Genomic DNA, 15314 nt, shown 5'->3' with positions numbered 1-15314 from the left:
GCAGGCGTCCTATTCGATCGGCGGCTTGCGGTCGTAGTGTAGCGGCCGCGCCTTCCAACTGGTCATCAGGCTGATAAACCCTCTGCACAGCGGCCTCGGCAGCAGGCCGAGCAGTTTCAGGGGCCAGCTTGTCCGGCGCGGGAAATGGACTTCGAAGCCGCCGGACTTGATGCCCCGCGCCATGCGCCGCGACGCGCGGCTGACCGGCATCAGTCCCGGCATCGGCAGCATGTTCTTCTCGGTCAGCGGGGTGTCGATGAAGCCGGGATTGAACACCTGAATGCGTACGTTCATCTTGTCGAAATCATACTTCAGCGACTCGGCCAGGATGTTGATGGCCGCCTTGGTGCCGCCATAGGCGGCCGTTGTCGGCCAGCCGAAATAGGATGTCACGGAGCCGACCAGCACGACATGGCCGCGCGCCCGCACACGCATGCGTTCGACCGCGGGCACGAGGCCGTTGATGATGCCGAAATAATTGACCTCGAAGGACCGCCGAAAGTCGTTGACGACAAGATTCTCCCCCGGCGTCGAAATGTAGTTCCCTGCATTGAAGATGGCGAGCACGATGGGACCGAGTTCCTTCTCGATCGCGGCGACGGTTCTTGCCATGCGCGGCTCGTCGGTGACATCGCAAGGAAAGGCCGTGACACTGCCCGGCATCTGCGCGGTCTCGACGACAAGCGTGTCGATCGGATCGTCGTCAAGCGCCGTCACCGCGACGGCATAGCCCTGGGACGCAAGATCCCTGGCCAGCGCTCGGCCGATGCCGCTTGAGCCGCCCGTGATCCAGGCGACGCCGTGCTTCGGGTTGGCCCGGTAGAGTGTCATGCTGCGCCCTGCGAAATGTTGGTGCTTTGCTCTAGCGGTGAAGAAATCGAATGAAAAGGGTGCTTTTCATCGCCGTGCGGAAATGAACTGTGGGGCATGAAGGCAATGTTGAGAAGCGTTGGCGCGATAACAGTGCCGCAAATGCGACTGGACCAGACAAATTCTTGCCTTGAAACCGCAGCTTCGGGTTTCTAGGGTTTCGGCGCACCTACACAAGGAATCCTGAATGCCCCGTTCTGTGATCGACGCGATCGGCAACACGCCTCTGATCCGCCTCAACAAAGCTTCGGAACAAACCGGTTGCGAGATCCTGGGCAAGGCCGAATTCATGAATCCGGGCCAGTCGGTCAAGGATCGCGCGGGCCTGTTCATCATCCGCGACGCCGAGAAGCGTGGGCTGCTGAAGCCCGGCGGTGTGATCGTCGAGGGAACGGCGGGCAATACCGGCATCGGGCTGACGTTGGTCGCCAAGGCGCTCGGCTATCGCACCGTCATCGTCATCCCGGACACACAGAGCCAGGAGAAGAAGGACACGATCAAACTGCTCGGCGCCGAACTGATCGAAGTGCCGGCCGTGCCCTACAGGAATCCCAACAATTACGTGAAACTGTCGGGGCGGTTGGCCGAGCAACTGGCAAAGACAGAACCGAACGGCGCCATCTGGGCCAACCAGTTCGACAATGTCGCCAACCGTGACGGCCATATCCGCACCACGGCGGAGGAAATCTGGAACCAGACCGGCGGCAAGGTCGACGGCTTTGTCTCGGCGGTCGGTTCGGGCGGCACGCTGGCCGGCGTCGCCTCCGGACTGAAAGCCAAAAGCCGGGATGTGAAGATCGCGCTCGCCGATCCGCTGGGGGCCGCGCTCTATTCTTTCTACACCAGCGGCGAGCTGAAGTCCGAAGGCAGCTCGATCACCGAAGGCATCGGGCAGGGGCGCATCACCGCCAACCTCGAAGGGTTCACGCCGGATTTTTCATTCCAGATCCCCGATGAGGATGCGCTGCCGATCGTCTTCGACCTGATCCAGGAAGAGGGCCTTTGCGTCGGCGGCTCGACCGGCATCAACATAGCCGGCGCGATCCGTCTGGCCAGGGAATTGGGTCCCGGCCACACCATCGTGACCATTCTTTGTGATTATGGCACGCGCTATCAATCAAAACTGTTCAACCCGGAATTCCTGCGCGAGAAGCAGCTGCCGGTGCCAAGCTGGATGGAGCTGAAGAGCACAATTCCGGTGCCGTTCGAAAAGGTCGCGTGATGGCAAACAGGACGGACGCCCTGTTTCGCGACGATGCCTACCTGCGGACGGCGGACGCAACGGTCGTTGCCGTCAACGATCGCGGCGGTATCATCCTCGACCGCACGATCTTCTACGCCACTTCGGGTGGCCAACCGGGCGATACCGGTTATCTCGAGCGTGGCGACGGCAGCCGCATCGCCATTGCCGCCACCCTCACCGGTGAGACCAAGGACGAGATCATACACGTGCCAGCGCCGGAGCAGGCGGTTCCGCAGGTGGGCGAGGCGCTGAGGCTGGCGATCGACTGGGAGCGGCGGCATCTCCTGATGCGCATGCACGCGGCTTGCCACCTGCTCACCGTCGTCTGTCCATTCCCGATCACCGGTGCCTCGGTCTCCGAGGACGACAGCCGTGTCGACTTCGACGCTCCGGATGCCGGCTTCACCAAGGAGGACGTCACCGCCGGGCTGATGGAACTGGTGCGGGCCGATCATCCGATCTTTGTCAGGCTGATCAGTGACGAGGATCTGGCTGCCAATCCCGGCCTAGTGAAATCCAAGAACGTTCGGCCGCCGGTCGGCACCGGCAAGATCCGCCTGGTCTGTATCGGCGACAACGCCTCGGTGGACAGCCAGCCCTGCGGCGGCACCCATGTGAAGAGCACCGGCGAAGTCGGCGAAATCCACATCGGCAAGATCGAGAAGAAGGGCCGCGAGAACCGGCGCTTCCGCATCCGCTTTGGGCCGATGACGGCAAACTGAACAGGACAGTGATCGCCAAAAAGCGAGCAGGAGAACAAAATGGCCGAGGACAGCCCCTTCACCGTCGACGCAGACTGGCTGCAGCAACGACTCGGCGAGCCGGGCCTGACGATCATCGACGCATCCTGGTATCTCCCGGCGCAGAAGCGCGATGCGCGCGGCGAGTATGAGTCGGCCCACATCCCGGGCGCACGATTTCTCGATCAGGATGCCGTTTCGGACCCGGATTCGCCCCTGCCGCATACCTTGCCGTCGCCGCAGCATTTTGCCCAGTATGTCGGCGCCATGGGTGTTTCGGCCGATGACACCATCGTCGTCTATGATGGTCCGGGTTTCTTCTCGGCGCCCCGGGCGTGGTGGATGTTCCGGGTGATGGGCGTCTTCCAGACCTATATTCTGGATGGCGGCTTCGATGGCTGGAAAGCCGCCGGCAGGCCGGTGACGGCTGAGCCGACCAAGATCGCGCCAAGCGTGTTTCATGCCGATTTCGACCCCGGGCGCGTCGCCAGCCTCGCCGACATGCGCCGGATCGTCGACACCAGGGCAAGCCAGATCGCCGACGCCCGGGGGCCGGGCCGGTTCACCGGCACTGAACCTGAGCCGCGCGCGGGTATCCGCTCCGGCCATATGCCTGGCGCGCGCAATCTGCCCTATTCGGCGCTGTCGGAAAATGGCGAGCTGTTGTCGAAGGACCGCCTGCGCAAGGTGATCGAGGAGGCCGGCATCGATCTGTCGAAACCTGTCGTCACTTCATGCGGCTCCGGTATTACCGCGGCGGTGGTGACGCTGGCGCTGGAAACGCTTGGCCATACGAACAACAGGCTTTACGACGGCTCCTGGACGGAGTGGGGCGGGCTTTCCGACACGCCTGTGGTGACCGGCAAGGAATGAAGACGATGGAAAACGGCACGCTGGAAGACATTGACGTCACGGTGACGTTCCTCGAGATGCATGTGCCGCCGGCCTATTCGCCGCCTGTGCCGTATAACCGTCAGGTCGCGCTGCTGAAGACCAAGGACATTCCGCTGCATTTCTACCGCTATCTGATGGACCGGGTGGGGCGCAAATGGCACTGGGTCAATGTGCTGAGACTGGATGACGACGAGCTTTCGGCCGGCATCCATCGCGAGGACCGCGACATCAGGGTGCTCTACCTCGATGGCGCCCCCGCCGGCTTCTTCGACCTCAAGCCGCATCTGCCGGAGGAAGTCGAGCTTGCCTATTTCGGCATGATGGAACATGCCACCGGGCAAGGCATCGGCCGCTGGTTCCTGGGCTCCGCGATCGCCGCCGCATGGTCGCATGGGCCGAAGCGGGTGACGGTGCAGACCTGCACGCTCGATCATCCGGCGGCTCTGCCGCTCTACCAGAAGCTCGGCTTCGCACCGGTGGCGCAAAAGAGGGAAATCGTCCATCCGCTGCCTTTCACCGAGCGCGCGGCCAGCGTCATGCGGCCCTAGCCGGAAGCTAATACCAGCTCGAATCTGAACCCGTCGTTCATCGGCCCTTCAGGCTGTTTTTGGCATGTTGCCGGCACCATCAATGCGGCCAAGGCCGAAGGAGACGAAGATATGCTGACCCGCCGTACACTTGCCGCCGCGCTGATCGCGGCAATTGCCATGCCAAGCCTGGCCGCAGCCCAGGCGACAACGCCTTCGGCCGCGACGATCGAGCGGAAGCTCGAGGCGGCGCCGCGTGTGAAATTGCGGCCGAACGAGCGCGTCACCATCCGCGAATTCAAGCGGCGCCCGGATTTGCGCCGCATGGCCCGCTCGATCGATATCCAGTCGATCAACTTCGCCTTCGGTTCGGCGGCCATTTCCAGTTCGCAATACGACAAGATCGAGACCATTGCCGACGCGCTGCGGCGCATCCTGCGCCGCGATCGCGGCGCCCGCGTGCTGATCGAGGGCCATACCGACGCCGTCGGCTCCTTCCAGTCGAATCAGGCTCTGTCCGAACAGCGCGCCGCTTCGCTGAAGCGCACATTGGTGCGCGAATTCGGCGTGCCCGGCCATGCCCTGGAAACTGTTGGTTACGGCGAGGAGTTTTTGCTCGTGCGGACGCAGACCGAAAACTGGCAGAATCGCCGGGTGACGCTCCGCCGCTTCGACGATTTCATCCGTTGAGCCGCAGCTCCGACGGGACTTGATGAGAGCCGATCGCCGAGGGGCGACCGGCTCTTCGACATTTGGCAGGAATCGGGTGGGCGGCGAGGGTTCAAGGACATAATTTCCAGTCACGACACCGGAGATTTTTCGATGACCATCCAGTTCAAAGCTTTGCCGACCGAAGATGTCAGGACGTTGCAGCGCAGCGGGATCGATGCTTATGGCCAAATGCCCGAGCGAAAGATCTCCGACGGTGACGGCATGCCTTGCCGGCATTGCTTGAAGAATATAGGAGCCGGCGATGCCTACCTTGTTCTGGCATACAGGCCATTCCCTAGCCTTCAGCCCTACGCCGAAACGGGGCCGATCTTCCTGCATGCCGAGGAATGCGATGGTGCCGCTGAGAGCGAGGCGCTGCCCGAGGTTCTCGATAGCCCTGACTACATCGTGCGCGGCTATGGCAGGGATGATCGTATCGTCTATGGCAGCGGCGGCGTCATCCCGACCACGGCAATTGCTGCACGGGCCGAGACGCTGTTCGAACGCGACGAGATCGCCTACGTCCATGTCCGTTCGGCGCGCAACAATTGCTACCAGTGCCGTATCGAGCGCGCTTGAGGCTGAGATTAGCCGCTGGGAACAGTTGTCGTACTCCCGTCGCATAATCGCGATAGAAAGCCATTGTCGATCGATTTGCCGACCGCGGATGAACCGGCGGCAAATCTCGACATCGAGGAAGCGGGGCTTTGGCTCCGCTTTTTTGTTGCCTGGGCTTTGCGCCGAGGTATTCCGCGCAACAAAAAAGCCCGCCGGCATGGCCGACGGGCTGCAACTGTTTGGCTGGAGGGCCTTTTAGTTGAACTTGTACTTCGCGCCGAGACGCACGGTGTGGAAAGAGGAAGTCGCGGTAAGGGTGTCGTCAGGTGCGCCGAATTCCGAAGAAAAGTCCTTCTTGGCGAACTGCGAATAGCGATATTCGAGACCGACGGTAACGTTGCTGGACAGAGCCGTTTCAAGGCCGCCACCAACCGAGAAACCGCTGGAACCCCAGTCGAGAATGTCGCCGATCGGATCGGAAGCGTTCAGATCGAAATGCTGCCAGCTATAGCCGGCAAGCGCATAGGCAAGGGTCGATTCGTTCATCTTCATGCCGACGCGGCCCAACACATCGAACCCATAGTCGGTATCGACGTTGATCGATCCGCCGCCGAGCTCCAGTTCGGAAGTCATGCCGGAGTAGCGTGCATCGACCATGACGCCTGCGACCCAGCTGCCGAAGTCATGATCGTAGCCGACGTTCAGTTCACCAAAGGCACCTTCGCCACCGAGACCATTGAATTCCAGGTCGCCGAGCGGCGGAACGTTGATCTGATGCACGGATGCACCGGCGCCACCAGCGCCGCCGATGTAGAAGCCGGTCCAGTTGTAGGCTGGCGTCTCGAAGGCAGCACCGCCGCCGTTCTGCGCACCGAAACGGTAATTGGCTGCGATCTGGAAGGTATGGCGCGAGGTGTCAAGATTGAGGAGACCGTCCGGAACTCCGACAAGGCCAGCGTCGGAAAGAAGATCGTCCTTGGTCCCGAAGCGCGTATAGCGATACTCAGTCTTGATCGTCCAATTGCTGTTGATGGCCGTTTCGATGCCACCTCCGACAAAATACCCGCTCTGATCCCAATCAAAGTCGAAGCCGGCGTTCGTATCGAGCTTGTACTTCTGCCAGGAATAGCCACCCAGCACGTAACCCAGAGTGTTCGGCGTCAAGAGGTAGCCGAGACGCAGGCCAGCGTCGAAACCGTAGGTTTCCTTGATCGAAGCGTCGAACCCCGTAATGTCCAGCGTGGTCCCGATGTTGCCGACGTGAGCGTCCAGCAGACCTCCGATGAGGAACCGGGGCGAGACCATATAGTCATAGCCAACCGTCAGCTCACCATAGACGCCTTCGCCACCAATGCCGTTCAGCGAGATTGGAATAAAATCGCTGCCGAGCTTGTGTACGTTGGCACCGGCACCGACGCCGAAACCAACGTAGAGGCCGCTCCAGTTAAAGCCGGCAGCTTCTTCTACCGGTTGCACGACGTCAGCTGCATGAGCAGCAGACATCAAAGCTACAGCAGAAACAGCACCAAGAAGAAAAGATTTCGCGGATGTGCGAATGAACATATGCCCGTACCCCAATGAATAAACCCAGAATGTCTCTAGCAGGGAGTCGGCCGGTACGGGAATGACAAATATGCAACAATGATGAGCAAAGTGCCGTTGCGTCACGTGTTTCGACACCAAGCTTTGCCTGAAAAACAGGCTCGCAAGAAAAAAACCGCCGGCTTGGAACCGGCGGGCTGGATTGAAAGGAGCTGTTTTCGCGAAAAATCAGGCGGCAAGAACGGCTTTCGGCTCGACCAGTTCGTAGCCGAGCGCCTCGGCGACTGCCCGGTTGGTGATCTTGCCTTTATGGACATTGAGGCCGTTGCGCAGGTGATGATCGTCGACCAGCGCCTTCAGGCCCTTGTCGGCAAGCTGCAGGCCATAGTGCAGCGTCGCGTTGTTGAGCGCGTGGGCCGAAGTGACCGGCACGGCACCCGGCATGTTGGCGACGCAATAGTGGATGACGCCGTCGACCTCATAGGTCGGCTCGGCATGAGTGGTGGCGTGCGAAGTCTCGAAGCAGCCGCCCTGGTCGATGGCGACGTCGACCAGCACCGAGCCTTTCTTCATGCCCGACAGCATTTCGCGCGAAACCAGTTTTGGTGCCGCGGCACCCGGGATCAGCACCGCGCCGACGACGATGTCGGCTGAAAAACACTCTTCTTCCAGCGCCTCGACAGTCGAGTAACGGGTGTGGACGCGGCCGGCGAAGAGGTCGTCGAGCTGGCGGAGGCGCGGGATCGAGCGGTCGATGATGGTGACGTCGGCGCCAAGGCCGGCCGCCATCCTGGCCGCGTGCAGGCCGACGACGCCACCGCCGAGCACGGTGACCTTGCCGGGCAGCACGCCGGGCACGCCACCCAGCAGCAAACCGCGGCCGCCATTGGCCTTCTGCAGCGCCGTGGCGCCGGCCTGGATCGACAGGCGTCCGGCAACTTCCGACATCGGCGCCAGCAGCGGCAGGCCGCCACGGTCGTCGGTCACAGTCTCGTAGGCGATTGCCGTCACGCCGGACGCAAGCAGGCCCTTGGTCTGCTCCGGATCCGGCGCCAGGTGGAGGTAGGTGTACAGGATCTGGCCTTCGCGAAGCTGCGCCCATTCGCTGGGCTGCGGTTCCTTGACCTTGACGATCATGTCCGACCTGGCGAACACCTCGGCGGCCGTCTTGGCAATCGTGGCGCCGGCGGCGCGATAGGCGTTGTCATCGGCGCCGATGCCGGCCCCGGCGCCGGTCTCGACCAGCACTTCGTGGCCATGGGCGACATATTCGCGGACCGAGCCGGGAGTGAGGCCGACGCGGTATTCGTGGTTCTTGATTTCCTTGGGGCAGCCGACGCGCATTTTCTTCTCCTGATCCGGCCCTTTGGGCTCGTTCCCTGTCTGGATGGAGTGAACCACGAATCGTTGCGCAGGTGTTTGCGAATGCGCTTGCGCCAACCGGCCGGTTTCGATAATCGTTGCGCGAAATAACAAGATATTCGCAGGATTCACGAATAATGACGCTCGACAGGATTGATATCGCCATTCTTGAGGCATTGCAGAAGGATGGCAGGATACCCAACGCGGCACTTGCCGAAAAGGTCGGCCTATCGCAGTCGGCCTGTTCGCGCCGGCTCGACAATCTGGAGAAATCCGGAACCATCCGTGGCTATCATGCCCGGCTTTCCAATACAGCACTTGGCCACCAGATGACGGCGATCGTGCACATATCGCTGTCGGGACAGTTCGAGAAGACTCTGTCGGATTTCGAGGCGGCGATCAAACGCTGCCCGAACGTGCTGTCCTGCCATCTGATGTCGGGCGAATATGACTACATCCTGAGGATCGCGGCCAAGGATCTCGTCGACTATGAGCGAATCCACAAGGAATGGCTGTCGGCGATGCCGCATGTGACCAAGATCAATTCGTCGTTCGCCTTGCGTGAGATCGTCGACCGTACGGCCATGGGCATGAAGCCGGAGATGGCCTAGTTCCTCGACACAGAAGTTCTGACGGGTCGCTGCATAGACAAACCACCTGCCTTCGATTTGCGGAAACGGGCGTCACTTCGTCATCACGGGCGGAGCAAGGAGTGTAGCGACGCAGCGCAGACCCGAGGTCCATGCCGCGACTTCAAAGCGTCACTACGGTGCAGAGTTCTGCTCGGCTGCATTCCTTGGTCAAGGTCACGGCATGGATCCTCGGGTCTCCGCGACGGAGCTTCGCTCCTGCTTCGCCCGTGGATGACGAAGGTGGGTGCCTTGGGTCAATCCCGAATGCTTCTGCGATCCATCGAGACGAACCATGACAACCTGGCTGCTGACAGGCCGCTAACTACCCTGTGGGGCCGGGGCTAGCTGACCGCCGTTACCACCCGATCCATTGGGATATCGTGCGGCTGCGGGTAGATGGTCGCGATGCGCTGCAATTCGTAGCCGACGCCGATGACCAGCGGCTTGAACGGCATCGCTGCCAGCGTACGGTCGAAGAAACCGCCGCCATACCCCAGGCGGTAGTTCTGGGGATCGATGCCGACGATCGGCGAGATGACGATGTCCGGCAGCACCGGATCGCCCTCGGCCGGGATCGGGATGTTCCAGACACCTTTCTCCAGCCGGTCGCCCGCTTTGTAGACGCGGAAGATCAGCGGCTGCCCCTTCTCGATGACGATGGGCAGGGCGGTGCGGCCGCCGCGTTCGTTTATGGACGCCATCCAAGGCCGCAAATCCGGCTCGCCACGAAACGGCCAATAGAGACTGACCATGCGCCCGGCGATCTCGCCGATCATCGCGTCGAGGCTTTCCGCAATGCTTTGCGACATTACCGTTCGGGCGTCGGCCGAAACAGCAAGACGCGCGGCGATCAGGCGTTCGCGCTCGGCTTTGCGCCAGCGTCTCACATCGGTCCAGTCGCTCGAAGGCGCACGGAATTGCCGATCGAGTTCGTGCATGAAACAGGGCGGCGAAGAATATTGCGCCGGAGCATCGTCGTCACGATCGTTGGCCATGCCTCACCTCATCGCGTGTTCGATGACGCTATACCTCGCGATACGATACAACATGTGCATTCACGACATGCAACGACGAGTCTCGGGCACTGTCCATCTGTTGTTGCATTGCACAAAAATACCTACATCCAGGACAGGCAATCTTGCTATCGGGGTGAACGAAATGAACGAAATGAACGAAGCTAGGCATCATGTCGTCGTTGTCGGCGCGGGTTTCGGCGGCCTCGAGTTCACCCGTGCACTTGCTGGCGCGCCGGTCCGTATCACCATGATCGACAAGCGCAACCATCACCTCTTCCAGCCGCTGCTCTACCAGGTGGCGACGACGGCGCTGGCCACTTCCGAGATTGCCTGGCCGATCCGCCACCTCCTGCGCAAGCGCAAGGATGTGACGACGCTGCTCGCCAATGTCACCGGTGTCGACCGCGCCGGCAAGCGCGTGCTGCTCGATGACGGCAGCGCGGTCGCCTACGACACGCTGGTGCTCGCCACCGGTGCCCGCCACGCCTATTTCGGCCATGACGAATGGGAACCGTTCGCACCTGGCCTGAAGACGTTGGAGGACGCCACCACCATTCGGCGCCGCATTCTCCTGGCCTTCGAACAGGCCGAGCGGGAGACCGATCCCGCCAAACGCCAGGCGTTGCTGACCATTGCGATCGTCGGCGGCGGACCGACCGGCGTCGAGCTTGCCGGCACCATCGTCGAGCTGGCGCATGACACGCTGCGCGGCGAATTCCGCAACATCGACACGCGGCAGACGCGCGTGGTGCTGATCGAGGCCGGCGACCGCATTCTGGCCAATTTCGCACTGAAACTTTCCGACTATGCCAGCAAAGCGCTCGAGCGGCTCGGCGTGACGGTCGAGCTCGGCCAGGCCGTCACGCGCTGCGACGCCGAAGGTGTTGTGTTTGGCGATAAGCAACTGGCAGCCCGAACGATCCTGTGGGCAGCCGGCGTTGCCGCTTCGCCAGCCGCTGAATGGCTGGGAGCGAAGGCGGACCGCGCGGGCAGGGTGCTGGTCGAGCCTGACCTCAGCGTGCCCGGCAGCCCGGAGATCTTTGTCATCGGCGACGCCGCTCATGTGCTGCGGCCGGACGGGCGGCCGGTTCCCGGCGTGGCGCCTTCCGCCAAACAGGAGGGCCGACATGTTGCGGCCACCATCAAGGCCAGGCTCGGCGGCGACACGACCGCGCGTCCTTTCCACTACAGGCATGCCGGCGATCTGGCGACGATCGGCAAACGCGCCGCTGCCATCGATTTCGGCTGGATCAAGCTCACCGGCTGGCTCGCCTGGTGGCTGTGGGGAGTGGCGCACATCTATTTCCTGATCGGCTTTCGCAACCGGCTTGCGGTTTCGCTGAGCTGGCTATGGATCTACGCGACGGGGCAACGTAGCGCGCGGCTGATCACCCAGGGCGACGACGACAAGGGCTGATTTCTTCGCCCCGATCGTTCATGCGCACGTCAATCTGTTGCTGATGGACTGACGGCTTCATGCGCGCGACTTGTTGAATGGACTTAAGCAGGTTTCAGAGCGAAGTTCGCTTCGGGGCAGGGCTTTGTCAGGTTGTCGAGGAGAAAACATGTCGCAACTGCTCCATCCCGTATCCCGCCGCGATCTCCTTGCGGGTGCCGCCGCCGCAGGGGCACTGATCATGCTGCATCCGTTCTCCGCCCGCGCTCAAGGCAACCAGGCCCATCTTCGGATCATGGAAACCACCGACATCCATGTGAACGTGCTGCCTTACGATTACTACGCCGACAAAGCGAACGACACGCTGGGTCTGTCGCGCACGGCGTCTCTCATCGATGCTGTGCGCAAGGAAGCCGTGAATTCGATGCTGATCGACAATGGCGACCTGCTGCAGGGCAATCCGATGGGCGACTACATCGCCTATGAGAAGGGGCTGAAGGACGGCGACCTGCATCCGATCATGAAAGGCATGAACCTGCTCGGCTACGAGTGCTCGACACTGGGCAACCACGAGTTCAACTACGGCCTGTCGTTCCTGGACAAGGTGCTGGCCGGTGCCAATTTTCCCTTCGTCTGCGCCAATTTGATCCGCGGGACCGAGCTTGCCGCTAACCCGCGCGACGACAAGCTCTATCTCAAGCCCTATGTCATCCTCGACAAGAAGATAAAGGACGGCGCGGGCGCCGAGCAGCCGATCAGGATCGGCATCATTGGCTTCGTGCCGCCGCAGATCATGGTTTGGGATCTCAAGAACCTGGAAGGCAACGTCAAGACGCGCGACATCGTCGAGGCGGCCAAGGCCTGGGTGCCGCAGATGAAAGAGGAGGGCGCCGACATCGTCATTGCGCTCTCGCATTCCGGCATCGACGTGAAGCAGGGCGAGATGATGGAAAACGCCTCGTTCTTCGTCGCCGGTGTCGACGGCATCGATGCGGTGTTCACCGGTCACCAGCATCTGGTGTTCCCCGGCAAGAAGGATTTCCAGTCGCTCGATGGTGTCGACACGCAGAAAGGCACGCTGCAGGGCAAGCCCGCCGTCATGGGCGGCTTCTGGGGCTCGCATATGGGGCTGGTCGACCTGATGCTGGAACGTGACGGGTCGAAATGGAAGGTCGTTTCAGCCACTTCCGAGGCGCGGCCGATCTTCGAACGCGTCGACAACAAGAACAAGCCGACTGTCCCGGACGACAAGCGCATCATCGCGGCCCTCGAACAGGACCACCAGGCGACACTGGCCTATGTGCGCCGCCCTGTCGGCAAGACCTCCGCGCCGCTCTATTCCTATTTCGCGCTGGTCGCCGACGATCCGTCGGTGCAGGTCGTCAGCCAGGCGCAGACCTGGTACCTCAAGGAAATTCTCAAGAACACGCAATGGAAGGACGTGCCGCTGCTGTCGGCCGCCGCTCCCTTCAAGGCCGGCGGGCGCAACGGCGCCGACTACTATACCGACGTGCCGGCAGGCGACATCGCCATCAAGAACGTTGCCGACCTCTATCTCTATCCGAACACCGTGCGGGCGGTCGAAATAACCGGTGCGCAGGTCAAGGAGTGGCTGGAAATGTCGGCCGGCATCTTCAACCGGATCGAGCCTGATAAGGCCGACCAAGCCCTCATCAACACCGATTTTCCGTCCTACAATTTCGACATCATCGACGGCGTCACCTACAAGATCGACCTGTCGCAGCCGCCGAAATACGATGCCAAGGGCGGGTTGGCGAATGCCGGCGGCAATCGTATCGTCGACTTGATGTTCGACGGAAAACCGATTGATCCCAACCAGAAATTCGTCGTTGCGACCAACAATTACCGGGCTGGCGGCGGTGGCAATTTCCCCGACATCAATGCTTCGAAGATCATCTACGAAGCGCCGGACACCAATCGCGACGTCATCGTTCGCTATATCGTCAGCGAGGGCATGATCAACCCATCGGCGGACGACAACTGGTCGTTCGCACCGCTGCCTGGAGCCAGCGCCGTGTTCGAAACCGGCCCCAAGGCCAAGGATTTCATTGCGCAGGTGAAATCGCTGAAGATCGAGCCGGCGGGCGAGGGCGAGGCAGGCTTCGCGAAATACCGCATCCTGCTTTGAAGGGTGACGGCGACCGCGCGGCCATGTCGAGATCGTGCTCGACATCGCTTGGTCAGCGGCAATGAAAAATCGAAGAGCGTGTCGATTTACGCCTTGTAGACCACCTGGCGCACGTCGATGTAGCTGGCGCGGAAGCCGGCTTCGCAATAGTGCAGGTAGAACTCCCAGAGCTTCTTGAAGCGGTCGTCGAAGCCGAGCGGAACGATCTTCTCCCATGACGCCCGGAACCGGTGGCGCCATTCGGCCAACGTGCGCGCGTAGTCATCCGGAAACACGCGCTCGCGTAGATGAGCAAGGCCATGATCCTTGCCCAGTGCCTTCAGGATCGACGGTGTCGGCAGCATGCCGCCCGGGAAGACGTAGCGCTGGATGAAATCCGGCCTTGCGCGATAGGTGTCGTAGGCGGCTTCGTTGATGGTGATGATCTGCAGGCCGGCAGTGCCCCCAGGCCTCAGACAGGCCTTCATCTTGCCGAAAAACACCGGCCAGTATTTCTCGCCGACCGCCTCGAACATCTCGATCGAGGCGATGCGGTCATAGGTGCCGGTTTCGTCGCGATAATCCTGCAGCTTGATGTCGACCTTGTCGGCAAGGCCAGCCTTGGCGATGCGAGCCGTGGCAAAATCGTGCTGCTCGCGGCTGATCGTCAGCCCGGTCACGCGGCAGCCGATCTCGCGCGCCGCGAATTCGGCGAAGCCACCCCAGCCGCAGCCGATTTCCAGCACATGGTCCTTCGGACCGATCCCTGTATCCTTCGCCAGAGCGCGATATTTGGCGGCCTGGGCGCCTTCCAGGTCGTTGGCACCGGTCGTGTAGAGCGCCGAAGAATAGGTCATGCTCGGATCGAGCCATTCCTTGTAGAAGGCGTTGCCGAGGTCGTAATGCGCCGAGATATTGCGTTTCGAACCGGTGCGCGTGTTCTGGTTGAACCAGTGGCGGATGCGCTGGACGGTGTTGATCAGCCAACTGGTGCCGCCCGCGATACGCTCGCCGATGACCGAATTGACCACGAACAGCTCCAGGAAGCTGGTCACATCAGGGCTTTCCCAATCGCCGTCCATATAGGATTCGGCAACGCCGATCGTGCCGCCGGAAAAGGCGCGGCCGGGCAAGCGCCAATTCTTCAGCACCAGTTCGGCATCTGGGCCAGGTCCCTTGCCGCCGACGAAGACGGCACGGCCGTCCGGCAGCCTGACCTTGAGCGAACCGCGCGGCAGGTTCATCGCCGCCGACAGCACCATGCGCGCTTTCGCCGGCAGACCTTTGACGATCTCGGCGAAATTGAACTCATCGAGCCTGACCGCGTCGCTCAATGCTGCACCAAAAAGTTCCTTTTGTGCCATCTCATGCCCCCTGGATTTCCGCGGTGTCGGGGCAGATTGCCGAGCCACGGTTCTCTTGGACCATTCGCCAGTTTCGAACGCCGCCGCGACCGGTTCGTCGGCGAGCGGGCTCGAATGAAGTGCGCGCCCCTACCAGAGCTTCAGCGCTTCCCGGTGAATCCGTGCGACAATCTTCCACGTCATGCGGGGAAACTTCAAGGGGCAGGCTGCAAGCGGGGCTGTGCCAAGCAGATTGCTCGCGCCGGCGGGCATCTGTGCCTTTGGACAGCCAAGGCGCAGCGCGTTAAAAAACGCCTATGGCCGCAGAATTCCTTGTGCGATAGATTTAGCC

General features: G+C 61.6%; 14 protein-coding genes. 9 read left to right on the top strand and 5 right to left on the bottom strand.

The annotated features are described in order from the left end of the window. Positions 1 to 9: 9 nt before the first annotated feature. Entirely contained in the window at positions 10 to 831 is an 822-nt protein-coding gene (locus NKH97_RS04700) for an SDR family oxidoreductase (RefSeq protein WP_023812065.1), read from the bottom strand. 226 nt (positions 832 to 1057) lie between these two features. Here NKH97_RS04700 and NKH97_RS04695 point away from each other — a divergent pair, with 226 nt between their 5' ends. From NKH97_RS04695 to NKH97_RS04670, 6 genes are all read left to right on the top strand, one after another. Continuing rightward, positions 1058 to 2092 carry a cysteine synthase A gene (locus NKH97_RS04695; RefSeq protein ID WP_352552002.1) on the top strand — a complete coding sequence of 345 codons (1035 nt, stop codon included), beginning with the start codon at positions 1058 to 1060 and terminating at the stop codon, positions 2090 to 2092. Continuing rightward, positions 2092 to 2835 (top strand): alanyl-tRNA editing protein, encoded by a 744-nt coding sequence (locus NKH97_RS04690; RefSeq protein WP_352795569.1) that lies wholly within the window; start codon positions 2092 to 2094, stop codon positions 2833 to 2835. Before NKH97_RS04695 ends, NKH97_RS04690 begins: the two co-directional genes overlap by 1 nt. Before the next feature lie 39 nt (positions 2836 to 2874). Beyond that, the gene (gene sseA / locus NKH97_RS04685) at positions 2875 to 3726 is read left to right on the top strand and encodes a 3-mercaptopyruvate sulfurtransferase (protein ID WP_023812062.1); all 852 of its coding nucleotides are present in this window, start codon (positions 2875 to 2877) and stop codon (positions 3724 to 3726) included. A 5-nt stretch (positions 3727 to 3731) separates the two neighbouring features. Next, positions 3732 to 4295 carry a GNAT family N-acetyltransferase gene (locus tag NKH97_RS04680; protein ID WP_023812061.1) on the top strand — a complete coding sequence of 188 codons (564 nt, stop codon included), beginning with the start codon at positions 3732 to 3734 and terminating at the stop codon, positions 4293 to 4295. 111 nt (positions 4296 to 4406) lie between these two features. Then, on the top strand, positions 4407 to 4964 hold the full coding sequence (locus tag NKH97_RS04675; RefSeq protein WP_128305998.1) for an OmpA family protein: 558 nt from the start codon (positions 4407 to 4409) through the stop codon (positions 4962 to 4964). A gap of 132 nt (positions 4965 to 5096) precedes the next feature. Further along, a complete protein-coding gene (locus NKH97_RS04670) occupies positions 5097 to 5564 on the top strand; it encodes a DUF1203 domain-containing protein (protein ID WP_352795566.1) in 468 nt (155 codons plus the stop codon). Between the two features lie 234 nt (positions 5565 to 5798). Here NKH97_RS04670 and NKH97_RS04665 read toward each other — a convergent pair whose 3' ends face one another. Further along, positions 5799 to 7106, bottom strand: a complete 1308-nt coding sequence (locus tag NKH97_RS04665) for an outer membrane protein (protein WP_127295827.1) — start codon at positions 7104 to 7106, stop codon at positions 5799 to 5801. A 207-nt stretch (positions 7107 to 7313) separates the two neighbouring features. After that, positions 7314 to 8429, bottom strand: coding sequence for an alanine dehydrogenase (ald, locus tag NKH97_RS04660; protein WP_352795564.1), 1116 nt, complete (start codon positions 8427 to 8429; stop codon positions 7314 to 7316). A gap of 155 nt (positions 8430 to 8584) precedes the next feature. On the opposite strand from ald, the gene NKH97_RS04655 reads away from it, so the two are divergent. Beyond that, positions 8585 to 9058 carry an Lrp/AsnC family transcriptional regulator gene (locus NKH97_RS04655; protein ID WP_023812056.1) on the top strand — a complete coding sequence of 158 codons (474 nt, stop codon included), beginning with the start codon at positions 8585 to 8587 and terminating at the stop codon, positions 9056 to 9058. Positions 9059 to 9420: 362 nt separating this feature from the next. Here the strand turns inward: NKH97_RS04655 and NKH97_RS04650 are convergent, their stop codons facing one another. Beyond that, entirely contained in the window at positions 9421 to 10074 is a 654-nt protein-coding gene (locus NKH97_RS04650; protein WP_352795563.1) for a 5-formyltetrahydrofolate cyclo-ligase, read from the bottom strand. A 172-nt stretch (positions 10075 to 10246) separates the two neighbouring features. Here NKH97_RS04650 and NKH97_RS04645 point away from each other — a divergent pair, with 172 nt between their 5' ends. Together NKH97_RS04645 and NKH97_RS04640 are read left to right on the top strand one after the other, a co-directional pair. Then, positions 10247 to 11512: an NAD(P)/FAD-dependent oxidoreductase gene (locus NKH97_RS04645; RefSeq protein ID WP_352795562.1), complete on the top strand. Its 1266-nt coding sequence runs from the start codon at positions 10247 to 10249 to the stop codon at positions 11510 to 11512. Positions 11513 to 11660: 148 nt separating this feature from the next. Then, entirely contained in the window at positions 11661 to 13640 is a 1980-nt protein-coding gene (locus tag NKH97_RS04640) for a bifunctional 2',3'-cyclic-nucleotide 2'-phosphodiesterase/3'-nucleotidase (protein WP_352795561.1), read from the top strand. 86 nt (positions 13641 to 13726) lie between these two features. Here the strand turns inward: NKH97_RS04640 and NKH97_RS04635 are convergent, their stop codons facing one another. Next, on the bottom strand, positions 13727 to 14983 hold the full coding sequence (locus NKH97_RS04635; RefSeq protein ID WP_352795560.1) for a class I SAM-dependent methyltransferase: 1257 nt from the start codon (positions 14981 to 14983) through the stop codon (positions 13727 to 13729). Between the last annotated feature and the right edge of the window lie 331 nt (positions 14984 to 15314).

Origin of the sequence: Mesorhizobium sp. M0870, assembly GCF_040319775.1 — a bacterium.
Taxonomy (GTDB): domain Bacteria; phylum Pseudomonadota; class Alphaproteobacteria; order Rhizobiales; family Rhizobiaceae; genus Mesorhizobium.
Note: the sequence above shows the minus strand (reverse complement) of the source record. Positions and strands in the feature narration are given on the sequence as shown.